28 protein-coding genes are annotated in these 26,485 nt (G+C 64.3%); 15 read left to right on the forward strand and 13 right to left on the reverse strand.

Annotation, left to right across the window (positions count from 1 at the left end; all coding sequences use genetic code 11):
* Window positions 1-3: 3 nt before the first annotated feature.
* From IHE39_RS10850 to IHE39_RS10895, 10 genes are all read right to left on the reverse strand, one after another.
* Window positions 4-486, reverse strand: a complete 483-nt coding sequence (locus tag IHE39_RS10850) for a GNAT family N-acetyltransferase (protein WP_192566451.1) — start codon at window positions 484-486, stop codon at window positions 4-6.
* Window positions 487-488: 2 nt separating this feature from the next.
* A complete protein-coding gene (gene ruvB, locus IHE39_RS10855) occupies window positions 489-1,529 on the reverse strand; it encodes a Holliday junction branch migration DNA helicase RuvB (RefSeq protein ID WP_184767942.1) in 1,041 nt (346 codons plus the stop codon).
* 40 nt (window positions 1,530-1,569) lie between these two features.
* The gene (gene ruvA / locus IHE39_RS10860) at window positions 1,570-2,190 is read right to left on the reverse strand and encodes a Holliday junction branch migration protein RuvA (protein ID WP_192566452.1); all 621 of its coding nucleotides are present in this window, start codon (window positions 2,188-2,190) and stop codon (window positions 1,570-1,572) included.
* Between the two features lie 13 nt (window positions 2,191-2,203).
* A complete protein-coding gene (locus IHE39_RS10865) occupies window positions 2,204-2,617 on the reverse strand; it encodes a type II toxin-antitoxin system VapC family toxin (protein ID WP_192566453.1) in 414 nt (137 codons plus the stop codon).
* Between the two features lie 2 nt (window positions 2,618-2,619).
* Window positions 2,620-2,871: an AbrB/MazE/SpoVT family DNA-binding domain-containing protein gene (locus tag IHE39_RS10870; RefSeq protein WP_184767939.1), complete on the reverse strand. Its 252-nt coding sequence runs from the start codon at window positions 2,869-2,871 to the stop codon at window positions 2,620-2,622.
* A 60-nt stretch (window positions 2,872-2,931) separates the two neighbouring features.
* Window positions 2,932-3,453, reverse strand: coding sequence for a crossover junction endodeoxyribonuclease RuvC (gene ruvC / locus IHE39_RS10875; RefSeq protein ID WP_184767938.1), 522 nt, complete (start codon window positions 3,451-3,453; stop codon window positions 2,932-2,934).
* Between the two features lie 90 nt (window positions 3,454-3,543).
* Window positions 3,544-4,077, reverse strand: a complete 534-nt coding sequence (rcdA, locus tag IHE39_RS10880) for a protease adaptor protein RcdA (RefSeq protein ID WP_184767937.1) — start codon at window positions 4,075-4,077, stop codon at window positions 3,544-3,546.
* Between the two features lie 416 nt (window positions 4,078-4,493).
* Window positions 4,494-4,871, reverse strand: a complete 378-nt coding sequence (locus tag IHE39_RS10885) for a hypothetical protein (RefSeq protein ID WP_184767936.1) — start codon at window positions 4,869-4,871, stop codon at window positions 4,494-4,496.
* A 243-nt stretch (window positions 4,872-5,114) separates the two neighbouring features.
* Window positions 5,115-6,752: an acyl-CoA synthetase gene (locus tag IHE39_RS10890; RefSeq protein ID WP_192566454.1), complete on the reverse strand. Its 1,638-nt coding sequence runs from the start codon at window positions 6,750-6,752 to the stop codon at window positions 5,115-5,117.
* 52 nt (window positions 6,753-6,804) lie between these two features.
* Window positions 6,805-7,575, reverse strand: coding sequence for a sulfite exporter TauE/SafE family protein (locus IHE39_RS10895; RefSeq protein ID WP_192566455.1), 771 nt, complete (start codon window positions 7,573-7,575; stop codon window positions 6,805-6,807).
* Window positions 7,576-7,749: 174 nt separating this feature from the next.
* On the opposite strand from IHE39_RS10895, the gene IHE39_RS10900 reads away from it, so the two are divergent.
* The 8 genes from IHE39_RS10900 (at window position 7,750) to IHE39_RS10935 (ending at window position 14,699) form a co-directional block, all read left to right on the forward strand.
* Window positions 7,750-8,397 carry a thiamine phosphate synthase gene (locus tag IHE39_RS10900; RefSeq protein ID WP_192566456.1) on the forward strand — a complete coding sequence of 216 codons (648 nt, stop codon included), beginning with the start codon at window positions 7,750-7,752 and terminating at the stop codon, window positions 8,395-8,397.
* Between the two features lie 6 nt (window positions 8,398-8,403).
* Window positions 8,404-9,522, forward strand: a complete 1,119-nt coding sequence (locus IHE39_RS10905; RefSeq protein ID WP_246485445.1) for a tetratricopeptide repeat protein — start codon at window positions 8,404-8,406, stop codon at window positions 9,520-9,522.
* Window positions 9,523-9,626: 104 nt separating this feature from the next.
* Window positions 9,627-10,193 (forward strand): elongation factor P, encoded by a 567-nt coding sequence (gene efp, locus IHE39_RS10910; protein ID WP_184767932.1) that lies wholly within the window; start codon window positions 9,627-9,629, stop codon window positions 10,191-10,193.
* A gap of 25 nt (window positions 10,194-10,218) precedes the next feature.
* Window positions 10,219-11,019 (forward strand): inositol monophosphatase family protein, encoded by an 801-nt coding sequence (locus tag IHE39_RS10915; protein WP_184767931.1) that lies wholly within the window; start codon window positions 10,219-10,221, stop codon window positions 11,017-11,019.
* Window positions 11,020-11,091: 72 nt separating this feature from the next.
* Entirely contained in the window at window positions 11,092-11,781 is a 690-nt protein-coding gene (gene trhA / locus IHE39_RS10920) for a PAQR family membrane homeostasis protein TrhA (RefSeq protein WP_192566457.1), read from the forward strand.
* Between the two features lie 194 nt (window positions 11,782-11,975).
* On the forward strand, window positions 11,976-12,998 hold the full coding sequence (locus IHE39_RS10925) for a MotA/TolQ/ExbB proton channel family protein (protein WP_184767929.1): 1,023 nt from the start codon (window positions 11,976-11,978) through the stop codon (window positions 12,996-12,998).
* Entirely contained in the window at window positions 12,999-14,030 is a 1,032-nt protein-coding gene (locus tag IHE39_RS10930; protein ID WP_184767928.1) for a peptidoglycan -binding protein, read from the forward strand. It abuts the gene before it with no gap.
* Between the two features lie 267 nt (window positions 14,031-14,297).
* Window positions 14,298-14,699, forward strand: a complete 402-nt coding sequence (locus tag IHE39_RS10935) for a hypothetical protein (protein WP_192566458.1) — start codon at window positions 14,298-14,300, stop codon at window positions 14,697-14,699.
* Window positions 14,700-14,753: 54 nt separating this feature from the next.
* Here IHE39_RS10935 and IHE39_RS10940 read toward each other — a convergent pair whose 3' ends face one another.
* Window positions 14,754-15,107, reverse strand: a complete 354-nt coding sequence (locus tag IHE39_RS10940) for a DUF1304 domain-containing protein (RefSeq protein ID WP_192566459.1) — start codon at window positions 15,105-15,107, stop codon at window positions 14,754-14,756.
* A gap of 138 nt (window positions 15,108-15,245) precedes the next feature.
* Between IHE39_RS10940 and IHE39_RS10945 the strand changes: the two genes are divergently transcribed.
* From IHE39_RS10945 to IHE39_RS10965, 6 genes are all read left to right on the forward strand, one after another.
* The gene (locus IHE39_RS10945; RefSeq protein WP_192566460.1) at window positions 15,246-16,730 is read left to right on the forward strand and encodes a carboxypeptidase M32; all 1,485 of its coding nucleotides are present in this window, start codon (window positions 15,246-15,248) and stop codon (window positions 16,728-16,730) included.
* A gap of 204 nt (window positions 16,731-16,934) precedes the next feature.
* Window positions 16,935-18,587, forward strand: a complete 1,653-nt coding sequence (locus tag IHE39_RS10950; RefSeq protein WP_192566461.1) for an FAD-binding dehydrogenase — start codon at window positions 16,935-16,937, stop codon at window positions 18,585-18,587.
* Window positions 18,588-18,887: 300 nt separating this feature from the next.
* On the forward strand, window positions 18,888-19,115 hold the full coding sequence (locus tag IHE39_RS10955) for a hypothetical protein (RefSeq protein WP_192566462.1): 228 nt from the start codon (window positions 18,888-18,890) through the stop codon (window positions 19,113-19,115).
* A complete protein-coding gene (locus IHE39_RS30910) occupies window positions 19,112-19,237 on the forward strand; it encodes a hypothetical protein (RefSeq protein WP_281399360.1) in 126 nt (41 codons plus the stop codon). The genes IHE39_RS10955 and IHE39_RS30910 overlap by 4 nt, the downstream gene beginning before the upstream one ends.
* 429 nt (window positions 19,238-19,666) lie before the next feature.
* Complete coding sequence (locus IHE39_RS10960) at window positions 19,667-22,492, forward strand: autotransporter outer membrane beta-barrel domain-containing protein (protein WP_343070079.1); 2,826 nt, start codon at window positions 19,667-19,669, stop codon at window positions 22,490-22,492.
* Window positions 22,493-22,663: 171 nt separating this feature from the next.
* Window positions 22,664-23,353 carry a nitroreductase family protein gene (locus tag IHE39_RS10965; RefSeq protein ID WP_184767922.1) on the forward strand — a complete coding sequence of 230 codons (690 nt, stop codon included), beginning with the start codon at window positions 22,664-22,666 and terminating at the stop codon, window positions 23,351-23,353.
* 17 nt (window positions 23,354-23,370) lie between these two features.
* On the opposite strand, the gene IHE39_RS10970 is transcribed toward IHE39_RS10965, so the two are convergent.
* Window positions 23,371-25,176 (reverse strand): ABC transporter transmembrane domain-containing protein, encoded by a 1,806-nt coding sequence (locus IHE39_RS10970; RefSeq protein ID WP_192566463.1) that lies wholly within the window; start codon window positions 25,174-25,176, stop codon window positions 23,371-23,373.
* 187 nt (window positions 25,177-25,363) lie between these two features.
* Here IHE39_RS10970 and rpmE point away from each other — a divergent pair, with 187 nt between their 5' ends.
* A complete protein-coding gene (gene rpmE / locus IHE39_RS10975; protein WP_115730456.1) occupies window positions 25,364-25,585 on the forward strand; it encodes a 50S ribosomal protein L31 in 222 nt (73 codons plus the stop codon).
* A 222-nt stretch (window positions 25,586-25,807) separates the two neighbouring features.
* Here the strand turns inward: rpmE and IHE39_RS10980 are convergent, their stop codons facing one another.
* Entirely contained in the window at window positions 25,808-26,437 is a 630-nt protein-coding gene (locus tag IHE39_RS10980; protein WP_192566464.1) for a TetR/AcrR family transcriptional regulator, read from the reverse strand.
* Window positions 26,438-26,485: the final 48 nt, after the last annotated feature.

The raw sequence follows: 26,485 nt of genomic DNA on the forward strand, positions 1-26,485 counted from the left end.
GCCTTATCGAACCTTGTGGCGCTCGAAGCGCTGCTCGCGCACGCCGCCCGACCACTGGTCACGCTCTTCTTCGGCAACGAGCGCGAAACCAAACCTCTCATAGAGGTGGCGGGCTGGCTTCAGCCCGTCGAATGTCGTGAGGTAGATGCCAGCAAAGCCGTTGACGTCGGCATGCGCGATGGCTTCGTCCATCAGCCGGCGGCCAAGCCCCGTGCCACGCGCCTTGTCGCTGGTGATGAACCAGCGCAGATGCGCCAGTGGCTCACCTTGTAACGGCGCCTCCAGGCTGATCGTGCCTAACAGCGCGCCATTGTCGTCGTCCTCGGCGGCGAAGAAGTCGAGGCCGGTCCTGAAACCGGTCATGAAAGCGGAAAGCTCACCGGCGACCTTGGCTTCGAAGGGCAGTCCAAAACCCCATTCGCGGGCGTAGTATTCGGCGTGCAGGCGAACGATGTCGGCTATCAGTCCGGGACGATAGCCTGGCATGCTCAGTCCTCTTCCTGGAACAGGTTGATCTGCTGGATCGCCAGGTCGCGCGGGATGTCGAGGCCGAGATGTTTCCAGGCGTTGGCCGTCAGCACGCGGCCGCGCGGTGTGCGCTGGATGAAGCCCTGCTGGATCAGATAGGGCTCGATGATGTCTTCGATGGCATCGCGCGGCTCGGACAGGCCGGCGGCAATGGTCTCGATGCCGACGGGGCCGCCGCCAAAATTCATCGCGATCATCGAGAGATAGCGCCGGTCGAGCGAATCGAGGCCAAGCGCGTCGACCTCCAGCCGCGACAGCGCCTCGTCGGCGATGCGGCGGTCGACGGGGCCGGAATCGGCCACGGATGCAAAATCGCGGACGCGCCGCAACAGGCGGCCGGCGATGCGCGGGGTGCCGCGGGCGCGCCGCGCAATCTCGACGGCGCCGTCGTCGGCGAGCGGCATGCCGAGGATGCGGGCGCCGCGCCGCACGATCAGCTCCAGTTCCTCGACCGTATAGAAATTGAGTCGGACGGGGATGCCGAAGCGGTCGCGCAGTGGGTTGGTCAAAAGGCCAAGGCGCGTGGTCGCGGCCACCAGCGTGAACTTGGCGAGGTCGATCTTGACCGAGCGTGCCGCCGGGCCTTCGCCGATGATCAGGTCGAGTTGATAGTCCTCCATCGCGGGATAGAGGATTTCTTCGACCGCCGGGTTGAGGCGGTGGATCTCGTCGATGAACAGCACATCACGTTCTTCGAGATTGGTCAGCAGGGCAGCCAGATCGCCTGCTTTGGCGATGACCGGGCCCGAGGTCGAGCGAAAATTGACGCCGAGCTCGCGGGCCATGATCTGCGCCATCGTCGTCTTGCCGAGGCCGGGCGGTCCGACGAACAGTACGTGGTCGAGCGCTTCGCCACGACCCTTGGCGGCCTCGATGAAGATCTTGAGGTTGGCGCGCGCCGCCGCCTGGCCGACGAAATCGTCAAGCGTTTGCGGCCGCAGGCTGTTGTCGGCATCCTCGCCGCGCTTGTCGGGGGTAATGAGACGGTCAGGCGAGTTCATGCGTCCGTCCTCGCACGGCGATTGACCGCGGGCAAGACGCTCACCGCGCCAGCTCCTTCAGGCCGAAGCGGATCAGCTTGGACGAATCGGCGTCGTCGCCGGCACTCTTCATGGCGGCGGCAATGGCGTTGGCGGCGATGTCGCGGGAATAGCCGAGATTGACCAGCGCCGAGACCGCGTCGGCGATCGGGGCAGGGGCGACGCCTTCGCCGAGTTCCTGCTTCAGGCCGATGGTGCCGGAGGCTTCGCCGGCAAAGGCCGGAGCCTTGTTCTTGAGCTCGGTGACGATGCGCTCAGCGACCTTCTTGCCGACGCCGGGAGCACGGCTGACCATGGCGATGTCGCGCAGCGCAATGGCATTGGCGAGGTCGGACGGCGCCAGCGTCGACAGGATCGCCAGTGCCACCTTGGCGCCGACGCCCTGTACATTGGCCATCAAAAGCTTGAACCACTCGCGCTCGAGTTCGGTCTTGAAGCCGTAGAGCCGGATCATGTCCTCGCGAACATAGGTTTCGATGAACAGGACGGCGGCTTCTCCGGCGCCGGGCAAGGCGGCGAGCGTGCGCGTCGAGCAAAAAGCGACGTAGCCGACGCCATGCACGTCGAGCACGCAGAAATCCTCTCCGATCTCGTCGACGGTGCCCTTCAACTTGCCGATCATGTTTCAAGCCTCGTCATGGATGGGTGTCGGGAGCGATGATTTCGAGATCAGGGAAATAGGTGCGGTAGCCATTGGGATCACGTGTCAGCACAGCATAGCCGCGAATGGCCGCGTGGGCTCCGATGAGGAAGTCCGGCAACGCCTTTTCCCGGGGACCTCCGCGACGCCGATAAAGCAGAAATGCCCTGGACGCGGCAAAGGCCGCATCCCAAGGCAGGCTCTCCCGGCGAAAGTCGTCTTCCGGCAGCGCGAGATCGACCGCGTCGACCGAATCGTAGCGGATCGAGAATTCCGAATAGACGATCTGGTTGATGATCACGCTGCCGCGCTTGCGTGCTTTCTCCAACTGGCCGCGGGACCATTTGAGCCAGACGGGGTCTCGAACCGCGATATCAACCAGGACGGTGGTATCCACCAGCGTTGCCAAGCTCAGCGATCCCTGGTCAGCGCCATCACATCGTCGGCGCTCATCGCCTGGTCGCCAGTTCCTTCCAGCCGGTCGAGCACCGCAAGAAAGCGGTCGAGGCGTTCGCGGTCGGCGAGCCGTCCAATGTCATCCTTGGGCACGATGGTGATCTTGCCACCTTCGATGCCAAAGATGACCTCGCTGTTGGCGGCGATGCCGAATGTCTCGCGTAGATCGCGCGGGATCGTCACCTGACCCTTGCTGGTAACACGCATGGAAATGTCCTTATTCTTACAAGTAAGGAATATTCCAACGCGCGGAACAAGTCAAGAACATCACGCATTCGCGGCGGCGAGTGCCGCCAGCCGGTAGGCCGGGCTTTGGCGGTGATGGGCGTGGCAGATGGCGATCGCCAGCGCGTCGGCGGCGTCGGCGGTGTCGAACACGGCCTTGGGCAGCAGCACCTTGACCATCATGGCGATCTGTTTCTTGTCGCCATGGCCGACGCCGATGACCGCCTTCTTCACCGCATTGGGCGAATACTCGGCCACCACCAGCCCGGCGCGCGCCGGCACCAGCATGGCGATGCCGCGCGCCTGGCCAAGCTTCAGCGTCGCGGTGGCGTCCTTGTTGACGAAGGTCGCCTCGACAGCCGCTTCATGCGGCATCTCGCGGTGGAGGACGTCGGCTAGGCCGTCATGCAACTGGCAAAGCCGGCTGGCAAGCGCTGCCTTGTTGTCGGAACGCACCGTGCCGGCGGCGACAAAGCGCAGCGAATTGCCGAGGCTTTCGATGATACCCCAGCCGGTGCGCTGGAGCCCCGGGTCGATGCCGATGATCCGAATCGTCTCTCTCATTCCGCGAACTCTATCTTCACGGTGACAAGACGCCAGAAAAATGTGAACAAAACAGAAACAAATCCCGCGTCGCCGCAGGGAGTTTGCTGCCTAGTTGCGGGCAAATGCGGTGTTGAGCAGGCTGATCTGGTCGGAGACGGGGTTGCTGCGGCGCATCGCCTGCACCGGCACGACGGTTGTGCCGTTGCCGTAGATCTCTTCGTCCATGCGGCGCACATGCGCCTGCAGGCGCAGCGAACGACGCACCAGATCGACGAAATCGCCGGGCAATTCGTTCCAACCGGCGGCGTCGTCATGGGCGGAAGCCGTGTCGAGCCGCACCTTGGATTTCTCCGAGGCAACCTGGTCGCGGGTCATTTCGCCGGAGTTGGCGGCGCGCTGCAAAAGCAGCCACGAGGCGATCTGCATCAGGCGCGTGGTCAGGCGCATCGATTCGGCGGCGTAGAGCGTGGCGGCAAGCCGCGACAGCTTCTTGGCCTCGACGCGGCCGGCACCGTCGAGGTACTCGGCGGCCTGTTCGACCAGCCCCATGCCCTCATTGTAGAGGGGTTTGAAGGACGGCGAAAACACCCGCCTTTCGGCGAGCTTGATCGTGTTTGCGCTTTCCCTCGAAGGCTCGTTCATCATCGCTACCCTGCAACCCTGTTCGCGTTCTGCCCGTCTTTTGCGACGGATTCTGCGCGGCCCGCTCCTATACGCCAAGCCCGATGAAAATGCGCTTCCGACTGTGCGAACGCAAGCGCATGTTTAACAAAGGGTTAACGCGCCGGATCGGGACACTTTTGGAGGGTGTTCCCTGGCGCGCGGGCGAAAAAAAAGAGCCGCGGAAAAGCGCGGCTCTCAGGAGTTTAACAGGGAGGCGTCAAACAAAGTGGCTCCAACCACTCGGTAAGAATCCAGATGACTGGATACACACAGTAAACACTGGGAATGCTTAATGGGCGCTTAAGATCGGTACCGATTTCGCCTTTTGGCGCGTTAGACTGTGCCGGCACGGCACAACGACGCGGCGTTTCCGGCAGGCCCGATCTTATGCCGACTCAGGACTTCCACACCGTTGGCAGGGCGATGAAGGCAAACAGGAACATCGCGGCGTAAAAGCCCATTGACGATATCGCAACCAGCGGTTCGATCGCCGCATTGCCGCCGAGCAGGAAGAACAGCCCGACAAGAAGGCCGATGCCGCTGACCGCCGTCAGCCAGAAATGGAGCTTGGCCAGCATCTTGTCCCGTGCCGCCGGAAACAGGTGGTAAAAGAAGGCGAACACCGCCGACATCAGCCAGCCTGCCACCATGGTGTGGGCATGGACCGGCATCTGGCTGTGGTCCTGGCTGATCGACATGTGCAGACCGAGCGCCATGCCGCACAGCGCGTAGACGACAGCTAGCGTGAAGAAGTTCCGTGCTACCCCTTGCATTGTATTGTCCTCATGCCTTTTCCCCTGAGGGAATGGGTTTGACCTTCGGCCCAGCAGGCCGCCATGCGGTGCATGTGCACCGGACGTGTTTCCGCCGCATGCCGCGCGACCGGGCGGCATGGATGTTGTGCAGTTACATTGGATCGATGTGCCGGGCGTTCGCCTCCCCGCGGCCCGGCTTCTGGACAAGCGCCATCCCCCGACGGCGCACCGCAGGCTAGCACGAACAACCTTGTCGCAGCCTTATCCCTTGGCCATGTCGCGCAGCCGGAACTTCTGGATCTTGCCGGTCGAGGTCTTGGGGATCTCGGCGAAGATCACGGCCTTTGGCACCTTGAAGCGGGCGAGCAGTCCGCGGCAGTGTTCGATGAACTCGGCTTCAGTGGCTGTCTTGCCCGGCTTGAGCTCGACATAGGCGACCGGCACTTCGCCCCATTTGTCGTCGGCCCGTGCCACCACCCCGCACGAGGCGACCGAAGGGTGCTTGTAAAGCGCATCCTCGACCTCGATCGACGAGATGTTTTCGCCGCCCGAAATGATGATGTCCTTGGAGCGGTCCTTGATCTGGATGTAGCCGTCCGGATGCATCACGCCGAGATCGCCGGAATGGAACCAGCCGCCGGCAAAGGCCTCATCGGTCGCCTTCTTGTTCTTGAGATAACCCTTCATGACGATGTTGCCGCGGAACATCACCTCGCCGATGGTCTCGCCGTCTTCAGGCGTCTTTTCCATCGTTTCCGGGTCCATCACGGTCAGGTCCTCGAGCGCGGCGTAGCGCACGCCCTGCCTGGCTTTCTTTGCCGTACGCGGCCCCTTTTGCAGTGCGTCCCATTCGCCATGCCATTCATTGACGACGGCGGGTCCATAGGTCTCGGTCAGGCCATAGAGATGGGTGACGGCAAAGCCGGCGTCGGCCATCCCAGAGAGAACGGCTTCCGGCGGCGGGGCGGCGGCGGTGTTGAAAGTGACCAGTTGCGGAAACTGGCGCTTGTCCTCGTCGCGGGCATTGATCAGCAACGACATGACGACAGGTGCGCCGCACAGATGTGTTACGCCATGGTCGGCGATGGCGTCGTACATTTGTCTCGCACGCACCCAGCGCAGGCAGACATGGGTGCCGGCCTGCACGGCGAGCGTCCACGGAAAGCACCAGCCGTTGCAGTGAAACATCGGCAGCGTCCAGAGATAGACGCAGTGCTTGGCCATGCCGGCATGGATGGTGTTGGTGTAGGCCATCAGTGCTGCACCGCGGTGGTGGTAGACCACGCCCTTGGGATTGCCTGTTGTACCAGAGGTGTAGTTGAGCGAGATCGCGTCCCATTCGTCGTCGGGCATCGACCAGGCGAAGGCCTCGTCGCCCGGGGCGACGAAGGCTTCGTAGTCGAGGCTGCCGATGCGCTCGCCCTTGGGGTAGGGGGCGTCGTCGGGATAAAAGGGATCGTCATAGTCGATGACCACTGGCTTGACGGTCGCGAGCGCCAGCGCCTCCCTGACCACGCCGGAGAATTCCCGGTCGACGATCAACAGCCTGGTTTCGGCATGGTCGAGTTGGAAGGCGATGATCGCAGCATCAAGCCGGGTGTTGAGCGAATGCAGCACCGCCTTGGTCATTGGCACGGCGAAATGCGCTTCCAGCATAGGCGGGGTGTTGGACAGCATCACCGTCACCGTGTCGCCCTTGCCGATGCCGTGCCTGGCCAGTGCCGAGGCGAGCTTCAGCGCGCGTTGCCACCACTGCCGGTAGCTGATGCGCTGGTCGCCATGGATGATGGCGACATGGTCGGGAAAGGTTTTCGCCGCGCGTTCGAGAAAACTCAGCGGCGTCAGCGGCTGGTGGTTGGCGGCATTCTTTTCGAGGTGCTCCTCGTATGCTTTGGCCATCGGTTCCTCCCTGTTCCCCCAAGCTAGATCGGGGGGTCGCACGCGGTCATCCTCACATGAAGTCGGCGACCCCGTCATAAAGCAGCTTCAGCGCCACGATTGCCACAGTCGCGTAGGTGAAGGGGTAGAATATTTCCGGCCGCGTCCTGCGCACCAGCCAGGCGCCGGCCAGCGTTGCCAGCGGCGCCAGCGGCATCAGCGCCAGCGATGCGGTGAGGTTGGCGGTATCGAACTGGCCAAGCGCGAAATAGGGCACCAGCTTGATCGCATTGGTTACGGCAAAGAAGATGACGCTCGTACCCGTCAGCACCTTCGGATCCATCCTGAGCGGCAAGGTGTAGACCTGGAACGGCGGGCCGCCGACATGGGCGACGAAGCTGGTAAAGCCGGCAATCGATCCCCAGAAGGCGCCGGCGATGCCGTTCGGCTCGGTCTTGTGGTCGGCGCCGTGGCGCAGGCTGGTGTAGATCCAGCGCGCCACGAAGATGAAGGCGATGGCGCCGACGATGAAGCGCACATTGTCGGCCGTCACCACCGAGGCCATCGCCCAGCCAATGCCGATGCCGATGATCGACCCGGGCAGCATCTGCCACAGGATCGTGCGGTCGAAGACGCCGCGCCAGGTCCACAGCGACACCACGTCCATCAGGATGAGAATCGGCAGCAGGATCGCGGCGGCCTGCACCGGCGAGATCACCAGCGCCATCAGCGGTACGCCGACGAAGCCGACGGCACCGCCAAAGCCGCCTTTCGACAGGCCGACGAGAATCACGGCGGGAATGGCTGCCGCGTAAAACCATGGGTCGAAAAGAAGTTCGGTCATCAAGGCCTCTCGAATCCGCAATATCGGGATGGCGGGCGGTTGGCGAGTGCCCGGGCCATGTTTTCATATGCTTGGGCTTTGCCGCCCATCCTGTTCAACGGCGGCACTTTGTTCTATGCCCCAATGCAAACATGATCGCCTTGCATAGGCGACAAGCACCCGGATCGAACGAACATGAACCCAACCACGCCACCCAATCGCTGCCGTATCGTGCTGATCGCGCCACCCACGGTGGCCCCGCAACAGGTCGAGGCGGCGCTGTCAGGTGGCGATGTCGCGTCGCTGATCCTGCCCGGCGAGGGCGTCGATGAGGCGTCGTTCCAGAGTTTTGCCGAAAAGGTCGCGACCGCGGCGCGCGCGGCCGGCGTTGCCGTCGTCATTGCCGGCGACACCCGCGTTGCCGGGCGTGTCCATGCCGACGGCATCCATGTCGAGGGCAAGAAGGCCGAACTGGCCGAGGCCGTCGAGACCTATCAGGAACGCATGATGGTCGGCGCCGGCGGCGCCAAGACGCGCGACGATGCGCTGGAACTCGGCGAGGAGCGGCCCGACTACATGTTCTTTGGCCGCTTCGGCTATGACAACAAGCCGGAGCCGCATTCGCGTAATCTTTCGCTCGGCCAGTGGTGGTGCGAGATGATCGAGATTCCCTGCATCGTCATGGCCGGCTCCGACATTGCTTCGGTGGAGACGGTGGCGGCAACCGGCGTCGAATTCGTTGCCATTTCGTCGGCGGTGTTCGGCGAAGGCATCGACCCGCGCGAGGCGGTGGCCCGCGCCAACGCGCTGCTCGACGAGACGGCGCCGCGCTTCGAGGAGTAGTCATCGATGGACCGTTCGCGCCTTCTCGCCGCCTTGCTGTGCCTGGGCTTTGGGCTCGAGCCCGCGATGGCCGTCGAAAGCGCGCCGATCACGCCGTCCGACCAAGGGGCTGTTCCTTCGCTCGGCAAGTCGCTCGACCTGATCGATCCGAACCGGTTCGGGCCGGCGCCCATGCCGCTCAACACAGGTCCCATGCCAATCGTCGAACCGGTGCCGGTACCAACTGGAACGCCGGACCTTGGCGCCAATCCGGCGGCCAAGACAAACGATGGCATCGACCCCAACCGTTTCGGCGGCAAGCATTCGGACGAGGCCTACGGTGCCTTCCAGCGTGGCCTCTACAAGACGGCCTACAACCTTGCCATCACCCGCGCCGAGGCCGGTGATGCCGCAGCACAGACGCTGGTGGCCGAAATCCTTTCGCGCGGCCTGGGCGTTGCACGCAATGATGGCGAGGCGGCCAAATGGTATGAGCGCGCCGCCGAACAGGGCATTCCCGAAGCTCAGTTCCAGTATGCGCTGTTGCTGCTCGACGGGCGCTATGTCAGCCGCGACGACAAGGCGGCCAATGCGCTGATGCAGGCGGCGGCCGAAGCCGGCAATCGTTTCGCCCAGTTCAACTATGCCCAGATGCTGGTGCAGCGCGAGCCGGGCGGCAAAGGCCTGGAGAAGGCCGTGCCCTATTACGAGCGCGCGGCCGCTACAGGTCTGCCCGATGCGCAATATGCCATGGCCCAGGTCTATGCCAACGGCGTCGGCGGCAAGCGCCGCGACGACAACCAGGCCCGCCTGCTGCTCGTCCGCGCCGCCAGGCAGAACTACGACTCGGCCCAGTTCGACCTCGGTCTGTGGATGGCCGATGGCCGCGGTGGCGACCGCGACCTGAAATCCGCCTTTGGCTGGATGAAGCTAGCTGCCGACGGCGGCAATGTCGCGGCGCAGAACCGTATCGCCAAATTCTACATGGGCGGCATCGGCGTCGATCCCGATCCCATTCTGGCCGGGGCATGGTACATCAACGCGCGCCGGGCCGGGCTCAACGATCCCGAGATGGACGACTTCCTGCGCGGCCTGACCGACGCCGAGATGAAGCAGGCGCTGGAGCGCGCCAATCGCATCCGCTGATGTCAGCCAAAATCGCGACTTCTCTTGCCTAAAAAGCCATTTTGTGGTCTTGGAGGCGCCGATAGCGCCCCTTCCGGCGCAAACCTCTCTTCCGGAATCCAATCATGGCCAAGATCAACGGCAACGAAATCCGTCCCGGCAACGTCATCGAGCATGACGGCGGCCTCTGGGTGGCGGTCAGGACCAATCACGTCAAGCCCGGCAAGGGCGGTGCCTACAACCAGGTCGAACTGAAGAACCTCATCAACGGCACCAAGCTCAACGAGCGTTTCCGCTCGGCTGAAACCGTCGAAAAGGTCCGCCTGGAGCAGAAGGACTTTTCGTTCCTTTACGAGCAGGGCGATGCCCTGGTGTTCATGGACACCGCCAGCTACGAGCAGCTCGAACTGCTCAAGGATTTCGTCGGCGATCGCGCCGCGTTCCTGCAGGACGGCATGATGGTCACGGTCGAACTCTATGACGAGCGCCCGATCGGCATCGCGCTGCCAGACCAGGTGACGCTGACGATCACCGAAGCCGACCCGGTCGTGAAGGGCCAGACGGCGGCATCGTCGTACAAGCCGGCAGTGCTGGAAAACGGCGTCCGCGTCCTGGTGCCGCCCTTCATCTCGTCGGGCGAGCGCATCATCGTCGACACCAACGAGCTCACCTACGTCCGCCGTGCGGACTGAGCCCGGCAACACGGAGTCCTAGATTATGGCGCGTTCAGCGATCCTAAATGTTATGGTGCAGGCCGCCATGAAGGCCGGCCGCTCGCTGGCGCGCGACTTCGGCGAAGTGCAGAACCTGCAGGTCTCGCTGAAAGGCCCGGGCGACTATGTCAGCCAGGCCGACCGCAAGGCCGAAGATATCCTGTTTGCCGAGCTGTCGAAGGGGCGTGCCGGCTACGGCTTCCTGATGGAAGAGCGTGGCGTCGTTGAAGGCGACGACGACCAGCATCGCTGGATCGTCGATCCGCTCGACGGCACGACGAACTTCCTGCACGGTATTCCGGTGTTCTCGATCTCGATCGCGCTGGAGCGCCAGGGCCAGATCGTCGCCGCGGTGATCTACAACCCGGCGATGGACGAGCTCTACACCGCCGAGCGCGGTGGCGGCGCCTTCCTCAACGATCGTCGCTTGCGCGTCTCCGGCCGCACCAAGCTTGTCGATGCCGTCATCGGCTGCGGCGTGCCGCATCTCGGCCGTGGCCATCACGGCAACTTCCTGCTTGAGCTGCGCAATGTCATGGGCGAAGTGGCCGGCATCCGCCGTCTCGGCTCGGCAGCGCTCGACCTGGCCTATGTTGCCGCCGGCCGCATGGACGGTTTCTGGGAAACCGCACTGTCGCCGTGGGATGTCGCTGCCGGCATTCTGCTGGTGCGCGAAGCCGGCGGTTTCGTCTCCGACGACAAGGGCGGCCAGGACATGCTCGACGGCGGCTCGATCGTTGCCGGCAACGAGACCATCCACCGTGCGCTCATCAAGACGCTGAAGCGGCCTGTCACGCCGCGCTGATCCGCCGCGTTACCTGCTTCTTGCCTTCATTCCTTGCGCCTGCCCATATTAGTGTGGGCGCAGGGACGGACCATGTCGGACAATCACCGCAAGCCTGAGATGACAGTGCCCTTTGTCGGGCGCTACAGCCATTCGCGCGCCGAGCTGATCGCCGACGGCGTGGTCCACGCGGTCGGCATCGTGCTCGCTGTCGCCGCCGGTGCGGTACTGCTTTCGGTCTCCGCCTTCTACACCGCCACCGGCGAGTATCTCGCCGCCGTTGTCTTCGTCGTTGCGCTGCTCACCGTGCTTTCGGTGTCCTGCGCCTACAATCTGTGGCCGGTGTCGCCGGCCAAGTGGGTGCTGCGCCGCTTCGATCATGCCGGCATCTATTTGTTGATCGCCGCCACCTACACGCCGTTTCTCGTCCAGCTCGAAGATCGCGTCACCGCAGGCTGGATGGCCGGCATAGTCTGGTCGGCGGCGCTTGCCGGCATGGCGATCAAGCTGTTCCTGCCCGGCCGGCTCGACCGGCTGGCGATCGCCTTCTATCTCGCCATGGGCTGGAGCGGCGTCGTCATCCTGCAACCGCTGATCGCCACCTTGCCCAGCGCCACGCTGTGGCTGCTGTTTGCCGGCGGCATGGTCTATTCCTGCGGGGTGATCTTCTATGCCTGGCAGCGGCTGCGCTTCCAGAGGGCTGTCTGGCACGGCTTCGTCATCACCGGTGCTGGCCTGCACGTCGCTGCGATGATCGACCTTCTGGTGGTGGCCCGGCTCTGAGGCGCCGTTCCCGAGGTCGGGGCGCGCAAGCGTCTTTCATTTTCGTCACATTTCCGCTTACAGTCGTAGTCCACTAACGCATCGCGTCGAAACTCTTGAAAAGCTCGGCGCGTAGACTTCAAGGTGATGGAGCGGCCAGGCGCGTCCGAATGGACAGGCCGGGCTCCATCGCAGGAACCGGAACCGGGGCGCCGATGGCATTGTTGAAATCTCTCGGGGTGGGCAAAGGCTCCGATGTGCTGAACTACGATCCGCACCGCCTGTCCTCGCCGCAGGTGTTTCTGCTGACGATGATCATCTTCCTGGCGATCGTCGCCTTCATCGCGGCGATCCTGACGCGGCAGATCTCCAGCGCCTTCGGCACCAATCCCGGCCTCAACGGCCTGATCGTCGGCGTGCTCGTCGTCGGCATCGGCCTCGCTTTCGTCCAGGTCGGGCGGCTGTTCCGCGAGGTGCGCTGGGTCAATTCGTTCCGTGCCGGCTCCGAAGCCACCGAACCGGTGCTGCTGGCGCCGATGAAGGCGATGCTCGGGCGTTCCGCCTCGATGGCGTTCTCGACCAGCTCGATGCGGACCATGCTCGATTCCATCGCCACGCGCCTCGATGAAAGCCGCGACGTCTCGCGCTATCTCGTCGGCCTGCTGGTCTTCCTTGGCCTGCTCGGCACGTTTTGGGGCCTGCTCGGCACCATCGGCTCGATCGGCGAGACCATCCAATCGCTCGATCCCGGCTCGGGCGACGCCTCGGCAGTGCTGGAATCACTGAAGGCTGGCCTCGCAGCACCGCTGCAAGGCATGGGCACGGCTTTCTCGTCGTCGCTGTTCGGTCTCGCCGGTTCGCTGGTGCTCGGTTTCCTCGACCTGCAGGCCGGCCGCGCCCAGACGCGTTTCTACACCGAACTCGAAAACTGGCTGTCGTCCGTCACCGACCTGTCCTCCGACATGGTCGTCGCTGCCGATGCCAAGAACGGCTCCTCCGATGAAATCCGGGTGCTGTCCGAGCGCCTGCGCAACATGCAGGAGCAGGGCGGCTCGAACCCGCGTGTCGCCGCCGCCATGGCCAATCTCGCCGACGGCATCTCGGGCCTGGTCAAGAACATGCGCAGCGAACAGCAGATCATGCGCGACTGGGTCGAGGCGCAGTCGGATGAACAAAAGGCGATGCGCAACACGCTCGAAAAGATCGCCGATGCTCTGAAGAAAGAGGGAGTCCACTAAGTGGCTCTTGCACGCGGGCGGCGCGGCGACCGCCGCATCGACTATTGGCCGGGCTTTGTCGACGCTTTGTCGACGCTGCTCCTGGCGATCATGTTCCTGCTTTCCGTCTTCGTGCTGGCGCAGTTCCTGCTCAGCCGAGAAATCTCGGGCAAGGACGAGGTGCTCACTCGGCTCAATTCGCAGATCAACGAGCTGACGCAGCTTTTGGCGCTCGAAAAGTCCAGCTCTCAGGATGCCGAGGATGCGCTCGCCAACCTGCAGGCGTCGCTGTCGGCGGCCGAAAGCGAAAAAAGCCGGCTCGAACAGTTGCTGTCCCAGGGCACGGGTGCCGGTGCCGAGGCCAACGCCCGCATCGGTACGCTGTCGGGCGAGCTCGAAAGCGAGCGTCAGGTCAGCCAGCGCGCACTGAGCCAGGTCGAGTTGCTCAACCAGCAGATCTCGGCGCTGCGCCGCCAGATCGGTGCGCTCGAAGAGGCGCTCAACGCGTCCGAGGCGCGCGACATGGAATCCAACACCAAGATCGCCGATCTCGGCCGCCGGCTGAACGTGGCGCTTGCCCAGCGCGTGCAGGAACTCAACCGCTACCGTTCCGACTTCTTCGGCCGCCTGCGCGAGATCCTGTCCGACCGCGAAAACATCCGCATCGTCGGCGACCGCTTCGTCTTCCAGTCGGAAGTGCTGTTCCCGACCGGCTCCGAGCAGATCAACGAGGCGGGCCGCGGCGAAATGAAGAAGCTCGCCGACGCCATCATCGAGCTGCAGAAGGAAATCCCGCCTGAGATCAACTGGGTGCTGCGTGTCGACGGCCACACCGACAACATTCCGCTGTCGGGCACCGGCCGCTACCGCGACAACTGGGAGCTCTCCTCGGCGCGCTCGACCTCGGTGGTCAAGTTCCTGATCGAAAACGGCGTTCCGGCCAACCGCCTGGTCGCCGCCGGCTTCGGCGAGTTCCAGCCGCTCGACGAAAGCGGCAGCGACGAGGCGCGCTCCAGGAACCGCCGCATCGAACTCAAACTCACCGAGCGCTAGGCGGCATCGTCGGGTCCGAGAGTTCGCTGTCAAGATTTCGTGTGCAAGACGGCCTGCCCCATTGGGGGCGGGGTCGTGGCAGACGCAAGCCCGATTGTGGCGGCCAGGATTATCTTTTCTTAATTAGGCTTCAGCAGCTCACGGGCCTAGGTTTTGCTGGCAGTCCGGGAACCGCCGGCGATGACCTCCCACCGCGACGCGACGGAACCAGACGGACTGCTGTCGATGGGGCGCTTGTTCAGCCCCGCAAGTTCGGGAGACGCAATCATGCGCTCTTTGACCCTCAAGGCGGCTTTCGCCGCAAGCCTCATGTCAGCTCCACTGGCTTCAGCAGTCGCTGCCCCCATGCACGAGCCGCATTTCCGCTCGATGGATCATGACGACAGCGACGCACCGCCGCCGTCGACCTACGCCACCGGCGGGCAGCTGAGTGCCGTACTCAACGACCTGCACGATACCGACGTCCGCATCCAGTCCGACCGCAGGACGCGGCTGATCACCCCGGCCGAGGCGCGCGGGCTTGAGGCGCAAGCGGCAGCGATCCGTAAGGCAGCGGTGGCCGGCTCGATCAGCGATGGCGGCATGATCCCGGCGGGCCAGTATCACCAGCTGATGGCGCGGATTTCCGGCCTGGACAACCTGGTCGGCCAAGATGCCTTCCGCGGCTGATCAATGTGATGTCGCGGGCCAGCGCCCCCGGAGCCGTCCGGGGCGCTGGCCCAGCTACCGGCCAAACCAGAGTGCGACCAGCGCGAGTACCGCCGGCACGGTCTGGATGTAGAGGATCTTGCGGCTGACGGTCGCGGCACCGTAGAGCCCGGCAATGGCGACGCAGAGCAGGAAAAACACCTTGACCTGGAAACCTGCAACACCCAGCCACAGGCCCCAGATCAGGCCGGCGGCGAGGAAGCCGTTGTACAGACCCTGGTTGGCGGCGAGCGTCTTTGACGCGGTGGCGAAATCCGGCTTGAGGCCAAAGGCCTTGTGGCCACGCGGCGTGTCCCACAGCACCATTTCGAGATAGACGATGTAGAGGTGGATCAGTGCCACCAGTCCGACAAGGATGTTTGCAAGCATAGTTGTCCCCCCTCCGATCTCGGGCATGACTTGAGCATGCCGGCTGCCGCACCGGCAAGTGGTGGACCAGCCGAACGGTCTTGCGAACACGCGCGCTTTGGTATCCTCTCGCCGCGATTTTGAGACAGTGGAGCCACCATGTCCTTCGCAAGGTTAGACGAACTCGGCCGCAAGCTCGAAGCGCTGGAGCATGCGCTCGCCATCCTCGGTGCCGACGAAGCCACCCACATGGCGGTTGGCGGCGGCGCCAAGCGCGCCGAAGCACTTTCAGCACTTGCCGGCATGCATCACCGCCAGGCGACCGCGCCCGAGATATCGGACTGGATCGCCGCCGCCGAAAAGGAGGCGCTCAACGACGAGCAATCCGTGGCGCTGCGCGAGTTCCGCCGCCAGTACACCAACATGACCTGCCTGCCGACCGAGTTCGTCGAGCGCCAGACCTCGGCGCGGCTGCGCTGCGAGCAGCTGTGGCGCGACCTGAGAGCCAAAAACGACTGGGCCGGTTTCCAGCCGGCACTTGAAGGCATCGTCGCCATTGCGCGCGAGGAAGCAGCACTTCGCTCCGATGCGCTCGGCCTCGACCCCTACGATGCGCTGATGGAGCAGTATGATCCCGGCAACCGCGTTGCCGACATCACGCCCGTCTTCACCGACCTCAAGGCGTTCCTTAGAGATTTCGTGCCGGAGGCGCTTGCCGTGCAGCAGGAGCGCCTGGCGAAAAATCCGAAGCGGCCGCTGTCGGGCGTCTACGCCATCGAGCGCCAGCGCGAGCTCGGCCTTGCCATGATGGGGGCCGTCGGCTTCGACCTGACGCGGGGCAGCCTGTCGGTGTCGCATCACCCGTTCTGTGGTGGCGTGCCGTCCGACGTGCGCATCACTACGCGCTACAAGACCTCCGACTTCCTGTCGGCGCTGATGGGCGTTCTGCACGAGACCGGTCACGCGCTTTACGAACAGAACCTGCCCGAGGCGTGGTCGCATTGGCCGCTTGGCAAGGCGCGCGGCATGGCCGTGCATGAGAGCCAGAGCCTGTTCGTCGAAAAGCAGCTTGGTCGCAACCCCGCCTTCTGGCAATGGGCCCTACCGCTGGTCGAGCAGCATCTCGGCGAGCGCTGGTCGATGGACGAGATCCTGCCGCATGTGCACCATGTCGAGCGCGGCCTGATCCGCGTCGATGCCGACGAGGTTACCTATCCGCTGCATGTCATCTTGCGCTACGAACTCGAGCAGGAGCTGATCTCCGGCCGCCTGTCGGTCGCCGATCTGCCCGAGGCGTGGGACGCCAGGATGCGCGACTATCTCGGCCTGTCGACCATCGACAATCCGGCCGATGGCCCGATGCAGGACGTGCACTGGCCGAGCGCTGCCTTCGGTTATTTCCCGTCCTACACGCTTGGCGCGATGATGGCGGCGCAGCAATGGGCGACGCTGACCAAGGAGCATCCGTCGGTCGACGACGAGATCGCGCGCGGCCACTTCGAGACGGTCAACAACTGGCGCCGCGACAAGATCTGGTCGCAAGCCTCGCGCTGGTCGACGCCCGACCTGCTCGAACGCGCCACCGGCGAAAAGCTCAACGCTAAGCATTTCACGGCACATCTGAAGAAGCGCTACGGGGCCTGACCCTCCTCACCGGTTCGATGCGGACAGCTGCCCCTCACCCTTACCGTCTCCCCGCAAACGGGGCGAGGGAGGCGTCGGCGTTGCGGCCGGGGATGAGGGGCAGCTCCCTCTTTCCGCAAGGTAACTGAGTCAGCCCAGTTTCTCCTTGATCGCAACGTTGCTCCTATCGGACACTTGACCAACGAGCGACCTTGGGAGGGGCAGTTGGCGGACCGTGCGGATGCGATTGTCGTAGGCGGCGGCCTGGCTGGCCTCGTCGCGGCGGCAGAGCTTGCCGACAAGGGCAAGCGGGTCATCGTGCTTGAGCAGGAGGGCGAAAATTCGCTAGGCGGCCAGGCGTTCTGGTCGCTCGGCGGGCTGTTTTTCGTCGACAGCCCCGAGCAGCGCCGCATGCGCATCAAAGACAGCCGCGAGCTTGCGCTGCAGGACTGGCTGGGCTCGGCGCAGTTCGATCGGCTGGAAGATTTCTGGCCGCGCAAGGTGGCCGAGGCCTTCATCGATTTTTCCGCCGGCGAGATGCGGCCATGGCTGCATGCCCAGGGCATGCGCTGGTTTCCCGTCGTCGGCTGGGCCGAACGCGGCGGCGCCCAGGCGCATGGCCACGGCAACTCGGTGCCGCGATTCCATGTCACCTGGGGCACCGGCCCGGGCGTGCTCGAGCCTTTTGTGCGCCGTGTCGGCGACCACGCTGCCGCCGGTCGTATCCAGCTCAGGTTCCGCCATCAGGCCAGCCGCCTGATCAAGACGGGCGCTGCCGTCACTGGGGTATCAGGCGAGATTCTTGAACCCTCCATCGCCGAGCGCGGCCAGCAATCAGGCCGCGCCGTAACAGGCGATTTCGAGTTCCACGCCGGCGCTGTCATCGTGACGTCAGGCGGCATCGGCGGCAACCATGAGCTGGTCCGCAAGGCCTGGCCGGTCGATCGGCTCGGCCCGGCGCCGAAGAAGATGGTTGCGGGGGTGCCGCATCATGTCGATGGCCGCATGGTCGCGATCACGCAGGCCGCCGGTGGTGCGGTGATCAATGGTGACCGCATGTGGCACTACACCGAGGGGCTGACCAACTGGAACCCGATCTGGCCCAACCACGGCATCCGCATCCTGCCGGGGCCGTCGTCGTTGTGGTTCGACGCACTGGGTGAGCGGCTGGAAGCGCCGTTCCTGCCCGGCTTCGACACGTTGGGCACCCTCAAGCGCATCCTGTCTGTCGGCCACGAATATTCCTGGTTCGTGCTGACCCAGAAGATCATCAAGAAGGAGTTCGCGCTGTCGGGTTCCGAGCAGAACCCGGACCTGACCTCGAAACGCTGGATCGAGGTGCTGAAGAGCCGCCGCGCCAAGGGCGCGCCGCCTTCGGTCGAAGCCTTCAAGAAGCATGGCGAGGATTTTGTCGTGCGCGACAATCTGCGCGACCTGGTTGCCGGCATGAACGCGCTTGCCGGCAACGGCCTGATCGACCACGACCGCCTGCATGCCCAGATCGTGGCGCGCGACCGCGAGATCGACAATCCCTTCGCCAAGGACGCCCAGGTCACTGCCATCCATGGCGCGCGCCGCTATCTCGGCGACCGTCTGGTGCGCACCGCCAAACCGCACAAGATCCTCGATCCCGCCAACGGCCCGCTGATCGCCGTCCGTCTCAACGTGCTGACCCGCAAGACCTTGGGCGGTCTGCATACAAATCTCGACGGCCAGGTGCTGGGCAGCGACGGCGAAGCTGTCCCCGGCCTCTATGCGGCGGGCGAGGTCGCCGGCTTCGGCGGCGGCGGCTATCACGGCTACAACGCGCTCGAAGGCACTTTCCTCGGCGGCTGCATCTTTTCCGGCCGCAACGCCGGTAGGCACGCAGCGCGGTAGTCCAGCCAGCCTGGCAGCGCTGCGGTGCATCGGCGGCGGCGATGCTGCCGTCGGCGACAGCGTCAGGCGTCAAGTTGTGAGCCATGGCGGCCGCGCGTCGAAGCTGCGCGGGATGCCAATTGCTTCGGTTCTGGAATTGCACCCAAAAAAGGCGCGGGCTGAAATCTTCCCGACCATGAAGTTGTCGTTTAGGTGTGGCCCATCATTTATGGGCCTGCCCGAGGGATAAGCTCCTCTCCCGACGGCAGGTGGGGAGCAAGCAGTGCCTGCCATTTTTCCACAACGCGCGTCCTATCGGGCGTGTCACTCGTTGTCTTGTGCGGTTTGCTCCAGCCTGCCTGGGCCGATCCGGTGGTCATCCTGGACGGCCAGGACATCACCACTGATATTGGCTTCGACCCATTCCAGGAATTCACTGTCGGCGCTGGCGCCACCGGAACCTATTCGGGCCGGATCTACGAGTCCGGCGAAGTCGGCTATATCAGGAAGACCGGCGCCGGCACGCTGGTGCCCGCGACGCGCTGTTGATCGAAGCAGGCCTCGACTTCGCCATCGCGCCCAAGGCCAATCTCGGCCTGAACTACACCGGCCAGGTCGCCAATGGCGCCCGTGACCACGGCGTCAAGGCAAGCCTCGGCGTCAAGTTCTAGGACATAGGGGGGGTGGGGCATTTGGGGAGAGCAATCGCAGGCGCGTGCTGCTCTCGAGCAGTTTTGCCGGCGAATTTCACTTGCATGGGCGAGTCTTCGTGACACGCCCATGAGTCGATCTGGCGTTTGTTCCAGTTGTCACAAGTTGAGTGTTCCGTGTCTAATATTTTGTGTTGCTGTATAAGCTTGGCTGTTCTAAGCAAGAGCTATTGTTAAGTTTTTGGCGGGGATTGGGGTCCCCGTACAATGCCTTTGCCCGGATTGGGCACGCATACAAGTGGTGGGGTTATAATGAATTTTTTTGGCGGCAGCTCTGCTGCGCGGACTCGTTTTGAATCGTCTCAAGCTACCAGGACCACTTCCAGCCAATCGACGAACCGACCAGCCGCCCGCCTCGCCGCTCTGCGGTCGGGCACGGCGCTCGCGGCCGTGGCGGTTGTGCTCGGTGCGGCGCCGCATGCGCTTGCGGCGGACCAGTATTGGGATGGTCCTTCCACTGTTCCGGTCACCGTCGAAGGCGGTGGCGGCATATGGAGCACGGGCGGCACGAACTGGACCGACATTGGCGGCGCGACCAACGGAACCTGGGCCGGCGGCACGGCCGTGTTCGGCGGCACCGGAGGCGGGGTGCAGGTTCAGGGGCATCAGAATTTTGATACGCTTCGCTTCACAGGCAACGGCTACAGGCTTACGGCCACAGCTTCCGACTCGCTTACCCTGGCGCCCACAGGCAGCACGGCGACGATCAATGTCGGTAGCGGCATTACCGCCGAGATCGGCATGATCGTGAAAGGGTCGGCCGCGCTCGACATCGTCGGCGGCGGCATTCTGAAGCTCAGCGATTGGGCAAACACCTATACTGGTGCGACCACTATCGGCTCCGGCACCACGCTCCAATTGATCCGCCAGAGCAAAATCAGCGCCTCCAGTGGCGTAACTGTCGACGGAACTTTCGACATCTCGACCACGGACGCTGGCGCCAGCATCAAAGCGCTGAGCGGATCAGGTCAGGTTATTCTTGGCGAGCGGTCCTTGTTCCTCACTGAGGCCAACGGGACCTTCTCGGGCGTTATCTCGGGCAATGGTGGTCTCAACATCAGCGGCACCAAGCAGATCTTCACCGGGGCTAACACCTATCTCGGCAGCACTGGCGTCAGCGACGGCGCCACGCTTCAGATCGGCGATGGTGGCACGACAGGTTCGGTTGCCGGCGCGATCAACAATCTCGGTACGCTGGTCTTCAATCGCTCCGACGACCTCACCGTTGCTGGCCAGATCAACAGTGCTGGCTCGTTCCAGCATGTTGGCGGCGGCAAGTTGACCCTTACCGGCACCGGCAACAGCGGCAGCGGCACGGCCACCGTGCTGATCTCCAACAACAGTACGCTCCAGTTCGGAGACGGCGGGGTGAGCGGTTGGCTGGGTGGGACCGATGGCAAGATCACCATCGACGCTGGCAGCAAGCTGATTTCCAACATGTCCAATGGCCTGGGCTACCTGCCGCAGAACGTTAAGCTCGCCGGCGCGGGGCAGTTCTTCAAGCAGGGATCGGGCACAATCACGCTGCGAGGCGACAGTTCCGCATTTGCCGGCGAAACCTTCGTGAATGCCGGCATGCTGAATGTCGGTTACAAGGGCCTCGGCACGCTGGCGGGGCCTGTCACCGTTGATTCCGGCGCGCGGTTCGGCGGCAGCGGCACGGTTGTCGGCAACGTGACAATTGCGTCAGGTGCAGCGCATGCTGTGGGCGACAAGGCCAACCCGGCTACAACGGGCCTCGTCCACACCCAGACCGTCAACGGCGACTACGTCAATCACGGCATCCTCGAGATCGAGGCAACGCCGACGACAGCCGACAAGCTGACGGTCAACGGTACGGTCAACATTTCGGGTGCGACGCTCAACCTGTCGCTGACCCCCAACGATCCGAGCCCGGCCGGAGGCTGGGACCCGCTCAACGGCCCGTTCACGATCATTGCCAATGACGGTGGCGACGCCGTCACCGGCACGTTCGCGTCGGTAGGCAATCTCAACAACCTGCTCTTCCTCAATCACCTCATCAGCTACACCGGCGGCGACGGCAATGACGTCACGCTGGCGCTGAGCCGCAACGACTTGTCGGTCGAGGAGGTTGCCCAGTCGCCGAACCAGTCGGCTGTCGCCGGCGCCGTCGACAGCCTGCCAAGCGGCAATCCGGTGCGCTCGGCGTTGCTGATGTCGACCGACGAGGACGAGGCGCGTGATGCGCTCGAGCAGCTCGCCGGCGACGTGCACGCCTCGGTCAGCGGCGGTACGACCCAGACGAGCCAGTTCCTCGGCGAGTTCGCCAACGATCGCGTCCGCTCGGCCTTCGGCGATGTCGCAGCACCCGACTTGCCGGTCATGGGTTATGGCGAAGGCGGCCTCGAACTTGTCGCCGCCGACAGCGACCGCTTCGTCGTCTGGGGCCAGGCGCTCGGCAACTGGGGTTCGTTCGACGGCGACGGCAATTCGGGTGGCTTCGAGCATGCGAGCGGTGGCCTCGTTGCCGGTGGCGATACCATCGTCGGCGATGGCTGGCGCGTCGGCCTGCTCGGCGGCTACAGCCGCACCAGCTTCGATGCCGATGACGGTGCTGCCTCGGGTGACAGCGACAACTTCCATGTCGGCGTCTATGGCGGCCGTCACTTTGGCGCTGTCGCGCTGCGCGCCGGCGCGTCCTACACCAGGCATGCGATCGACACATCCCGCACGGTGTCGTTCCCCGGCCTCACCGAGACGCTCAAGGCCAGCTACGATGCCGGTACCGCGCAAGCCTTTATCGAGGCCGGTTACCGTGCCGAGATGGGCCGCGTCGCCTTCGAGCCGTTCGCCGGTCTTGCCTATGTTTCGACCTCGACCGACGGCTTCACCGAAACAGGTGGTGCTGCGGCCCTGTCCAGCGCTGACAAGAGCTTTGACAGCACCACGACGACGCTTGGCCTGCGTGCTGCCAGCGACTTCAATGTTGGCGACGGCAAGGCAACGGTTCGCGGCGGCCTCGGCTGGCGCCATGCCTTTGGCGATGTCACGCCCGCTTCGACGGTCGCCTTCGTCGGCGGTGGCGACAGCTTCACCGTTTACGGTGCGCCGATCGCCCGCGATGCGCTGTTGATCGAAGCCGGCCTCGACTTCGCCATCGCGCCCAAGGCCAATCTCGGCCTGAGCTATACTGGCCAGGTCGCCAATGGCGCCCGTGACCACGGCGTCAAGGCAAGCCTCGGCGTCAAGTTCTAGGAGTGGACAGGCGGCGCCTGTTACGGCGTCGCCAATCCCCCCAGGCGACGCCTGCTACGGCGCCGCCAATCCCCCCAAGGCGCCGCCTGCTGCGGCGCCGCCAATCCCCGTTGACGCGGGCGGCGGCATTGGAGATTGTCGCCGCAATCGAGATTTTCCGGGGAGGAACTGATGACCGTCTCAACCGCGCATGCCTATCGCACGCTGCCGCTGCCCGACTACAAGGAAAAGCCGGTCGAGGAGATGCGCGCCGGCGCAAAGTCGTTCTATGACGAGATCCGCACGCGCCACACGGTGCGCGACTTCTCGACCCGGCCGGTGCCGCGCGACATTATCGAAACCTGCATCATGGCAGCCGGCACGGCACCCAATGGCGCCAACCACCAGCCCTGGCATTTCGCCGTCATCGGCGACGCCGACATCAAGCGCCAGATCCGCGAGGCGGCCGAGATCGAGGAGCGCGCCTTCTATGAGGGCCGCGCCGGCGAGGAGTGGCTGAAGGCACTGGCGCCGCTCGGCACCGATGCTTCCAAACCGTTTCTCGAGGACGCGCCGTGGCTGATCTGCATCTTCGGCGAGCGCAAGAGCCGCTCTGCCGACGGTGTCTCGCGCAAGAATTACTACGTGCCCGAATCGGTCAGCATCGCCACCGGCTTCCTGATCGCCGCCCTGCACCGCGCCGGCCTCGCGACGCTGACGCACACGCCGAACCCGATGAGCTTCCTCAACGAGATCTGCGGCCGCGACCCGCACGACAAGCCCTACATCCTGATGGTCGTCGGCTACCCCAAGGAAGACGCCACGATCCCGGTTCACGCCACCGAAAAGCGTCCGCTGTCGGAGATCGCGACGTTTCTGTGAGCTGACGGCTGGCTGGCCTACTCGGCAGCGCCCTGGAAGGCGCTGGCGCCGGTATCGAACTGGAGCTTGGCGAGGCGGGCATAGATGCCGCCCTTGGCGACAAGGCTGGCATGCGTGCCTTCCTCGACGATGCTCCCGCCATCCATGACCAGGATGCGGTCGGCCTTTAGCACGGTTGCCAGCCGATGCGCGATGACGATGGTGGTGCGGCCCTGCATCAGGTGCTCGAGCGCTGTCTGCACCTGCTTTTCGCTTTCGGCGTCGAGTGCCGAGGTTGCTTCGTCGAGCAGCAGGATCGGGGCGTCGCGCAGGATGGCCCGAGCGATGGCGATGCGCTGGCGCTGGCCGCCTGAAAGCGTGACGCCGCGTTCGCCGACTTCGGTGTCGTAGCCGTTCTGCAGCTTTTCGATGAATTCGTCGGCGAGGGCAGCTTCCGCGGCCTTGACGATATCGGCCTGCGAGGCGCCGGGCCGGCCAAAGCCGATGTTTTCGCCTGCCGTGCTGGCAAATACAGTCACGTCCTGCGGCACGATGGCGATGCGTTCGCGCACGGCGCGTGGATCGGCCTTCTGCAGGTCGACGCCGTCGATCAGCACCGCACCTGCTTCGGGATCGTAGAAACGCAGCAGCAGCGAAAAGACCGTGCTCTTGCCAGCGCCCGAGGGGCCTACGATGGCCACTGTTTCGCCCGGCTTGACGGTGAAGCTCAGGCCATGCACGGCGGCACGGTCGGGGCGCACAGGGTAGGAAAAAGTCACGTCGCGGAATTCGATCGCGCCGCTGCTCCTGGCGGGCAGGGTGATCGGCGAAGCTGGGGCTGCAACCGTCGGCTCTTCGGCGAGGATCTCGGTGATGCGTTCGGCAGCACCGGCGGCGGAACTGAGTTCACCCCACACTTCCGACAGCGCGCCGAGCGCGCCGGCGGCAAACACCGAATAGAGCAGGAACTGGCCGAGCGTGCCGGGCGAGACCACGCCTTCGAGCACGTCGCGCGAACCGAACCACAGCACGGCTACGACCGAAGCGAAGATGGTGAAGATGGCAAAGAAGGTCAGCACGGCGCGCGCCAGCACCGAGGCGCGGGCGGCGTTGAAGGCGGTCTCGACGGCAGCAGCAAAGCGGCCGGTGACCAGCTTTTCATTGGTGAAGGCCTGGAGTGTGCGGATGGCGCCGATCTGCTCGCTGGCAAAGGCTGTGGCGTCAGCCAGCGTGTCCTGGGCGAGGCGCGACTTGCGCCTGACCGAGCGGCCGAAGGCGACCAGCGGCAGCACGATCAGCGGGATCGCGGCGATGACGAGGCCCGACAGTTTGGGGCTGGTCACCACCATCATGGCGAGCGCGCCGAGGCCGAGGATGACGTTGCGCAGGGCAACGGAAGCGGTCGCACCGACGGCCGACTTGATCTGGGTGGTGTCGGCGGCAAGCCGCGACACGATCTCGCCCGACATCGCCGTGTCGAAGAAGGCCGGAGAAAGCGAGGTGACATGCGAAAAGACGTCGCGGCGGATGTCGGAGACGACGCGCTCGCCGAGCGTAATGACGAAATAGTAGCGGCAGGCCGAAGCCAGCGCGAGCAGTGCTGCGATCGCCACCAGCATGGCGAAGTATTTGGCGATGAAGTTCGAATCGGCCGAGGAAAAGCCGTGGTCGATCATCCGGCGCACGGCGATCGGCAAGGTCAGCGTGGTCACGGCGGCGGCGACCAGAGAAATGATGGCGCCGACGACCAGCCTGGGATAGCGGTAGAGATAGGGCGAAAGTCGGCTCAGCGGACGCAGCGAACGCCGGCGCTGTTCATTCGCGGCCGTTGTCGTGCTCGCCATGCTATTTCCCTCTCGGCCTTGGCCCATTTGCAGGCTGCCGGCCTTGTGATTCGAAATCGGCTGATGTATAGGCACGCCGACCGTTTCTGAAGCTGTGGCCTATCTAGCCGTGGCTTCTAATTTTCGAAAGAGGCGCATCGCCGCAGGATACCTGCGCAAGCCGCGCCGCGACAGCAGGAACAGAGCGATGAAAGCCGATATCCATCCCGACTACCACGTCATCAAGATCGTGATGACCAATGGCACCGAATACATGACCCGCTCCACCTGGGGCAAGGAAGGCGATACGATGAACCTCGATATCGACCCGACCACGCACCCGGCCTGGACCGGCGGCCAGCACAACCTGCTCGACCGCGGTGGCCGTCTGTCGAAGTTCAAGAAGCGCTACGAAGGCCTCGGCATCTAAGCCGACCCGCTTCAAGCATACCAAGAACCCGCCCTCGTGGCGGGTTTTTTGTTGCTGCAGTTGGCGGCTCCGGGGTGAGTGCCGAACGACGGCTTGCGTCTAACGCCCCGCAGGTGGGGAGAGGGGGCGTCGACGTTGCGGCCAGCCTCCTTCTCCCCGTTTTTACGGGGAGAAGTCCGGCAGGGTATGAAGGGCGGGGCGGTGCCGGCCAGGTAGCCGCGCCTAGCCGCGCGCCCCGATCTCCCGCAGCGCCATCGCCTTGTAGTCGGCCACCAGCGCGTCGCCTTCGCCGCGGTCGACCGAAATCGCCAGCCGCATCGTGGCTTCGCCCAGCGACATGATCAGGAACGCCTTGCGCTTTATCTCGGCAGCATCCGAAGCGGGCGCGACCCGCTGCCACGCCTCGGCCAGCAGTGCGCCATTGGCCCTGGAATCGCGCAAGTCGATGTCGCGCAGCGCCTTGTCGGCCTGGGTGCCTGACCAGATATCGCGCATCACCGGTTCGGCCAGGAAGATGCCGTAATAGACGTCGATCAGTCCGCCGAAGGCGTCGATCAGCCCCTTCATGTCGCCAACGCCAGCCAGCCCGTCTGAAATGCAGGCGCGGCCTTCGGCGTTGTAGCGTTCGGCCAAGGTGCGGATGATCGCGCCCTTGTCGGGAAAGTACTGGTAGAGCGAGCCGATCGACACGCCGGCGCGTTCGGCCACCTCGCCCATGCGCATGGCGTCGCTGCCGCCTTCGGAGATCAGCGCGCTCGCCGCCTGTAGCATGCGCTCGACGCGCTCCTGGCTGCGTTTCTGGCTCGGGGCACGCCGCAGCGCCTGGCCCGAGATATCTTCGATCGCTTCCATGGTTCCTTGTCCGCAACGAATCCGCTTGACCTCCATAATATGAGGGTT

This window comes from Aminobacter carboxidus (assembly GCF_014863355.1).
GTDB lineage: Bacteria > Pseudomonadota > Alphaproteobacteria > Rhizobiales > Rhizobiaceae > Aminobacter > Aminobacter carboxidus.

Coding starts and splice junctions, on each gene's coding strand:
- ruvA (WP_192566452.1), bottom strand. CDS start 2,190: ATGATCGGCAAGTTGAAGGGCACCGTCGACGAGATCGGAGAGGATTTC.
- IHE39_RS10925 (WP_184767929.1), top strand. CDS start 11,976: ATGGCATTGTTGAAATCTCTCGGGGTGGGCAAAGGCTCCGATGTGCTG.
- IHE39_RS10885 (WP_184767936.1), bottom strand. CDS start 4,871: ATGCAAGGGGTAGCACGGAACTTCTTCACGCTAGCTGTCGTCTACGCG.
- IHE39_RS10970 (WP_192566463.1), bottom strand. CDS start 25,176: ATGGCGAGCACGACAACGGCCGCGAATGAACAGCGCCGGCGTTCGCTG.
- IHE39_RS10980 (WP_192566464.1), bottom strand. CDS start 26,437: ATGGAAGCGATCGAAGATATCTCGGGCCAGGCGCTGCGGCGTGCCCCG.
- ruvC (WP_184767938.1), bottom strand. CDS start 3,453: ATGAGAGAGACGATTCGGATCATCGGCATCGACCCGGGGCTCCAGCGC.
- efp (WP_184767932.1), top strand. CDS start 9,627: ATGGCCAAGATCAACGGCAACGAAATCCGTCCCGGCAACGTCATCGAG.
- IHE39_RS10935 (WP_192566458.1), top strand. CDS start 14,298: ATGCGCTCTTTGACCCTCAAGGCGGCTTTCGCCGCAAGCCTCATGTCA.
- IHE39_RS10900 (WP_192566456.1), top strand. CDS start 7,750: ATGAACCCAACCACGCCACCCAATCGCTGCCGTATCGTGCTGATCGCG.
- IHE39_RS10895 (WP_192566455.1), bottom strand. CDS start 7,575: ATGACCGAACTTCTTTTCGACCCATGGTTTTACGCGGCAGCCATTCCC.
- rcdA (WP_184767937.1), bottom strand. CDS start 4,077: ATGAACGAGCCTTCGAGGGAAAGCGCAAACACGATCAAGCTCGCCGAA.
- rpmE (WP_115730456.1), top strand. CDS start 25,364: ATGAAAGCCGATATCCATCCCGACTACCACGTCATCAAGATCGTGATG.
- IHE39_RS10965 (WP_184767922.1), top strand. CDS start 22,664: ATGACCGTCTCAACCGCGCATGCCTATCGCACGCTGCCGCTGCCCGAC.
- trhA (WP_192566457.1), top strand. CDS start 11,092: ATGTCGGACAATCACCGCAAGCCTGAGATGACAGTGCCCTTTGTCGGG.
- IHE39_RS10915 (WP_184767931.1), top strand. CDS start 10,219: ATGGCGCGTTCAGCGATCCTAAATGTTATGGTGCAGGCCGCCATGAAG.
- ruvB (WP_184767942.1), bottom strand. CDS start 1,529: ATGAACTCGCCTGACCGTCTCATTACCCCCGACAAGCGCGGCGAGGAT.
- IHE39_RS10890 (WP_192566454.1), bottom strand. CDS start 6,752: ATGGCCAAAGCATACGAGGAGCACCTCGAAAAGAATGCCGCCAACCAC.
- IHE39_RS10940 (WP_192566459.1), bottom strand. CDS start 15,107: ATGCTTGCAAACATCCTTGTCGGACTGGTGGCACTGATCCACCTCTAC.
- IHE39_RS10905 (WP_246485445.1), top strand. CDS start 8,404: ATGGACCGTTCGCGCCTTCTCGCCGCCTTGCTGTGCCTGGGCTTTGGG.
- IHE39_RS10945 (WP_192566460.1), top strand. CDS start 15,246: ATGTCCTTCGCAAGGTTAGACGAACTCGGCCGCAAGCTCGAAGCGCTG.
- IHE39_RS10850 (WP_192566451.1), bottom strand. CDS start 486: ATGCCAGGCTATCGTCCCGGACTGATAGCCGACATCGTTCGCCTGCAC.
- IHE39_RS10870 (WP_184767939.1), bottom strand. CDS start 2,871: ATGCGTGTTACCAGCAAGGGTCAGGTGACGATCCCGCGCGATCTACGC.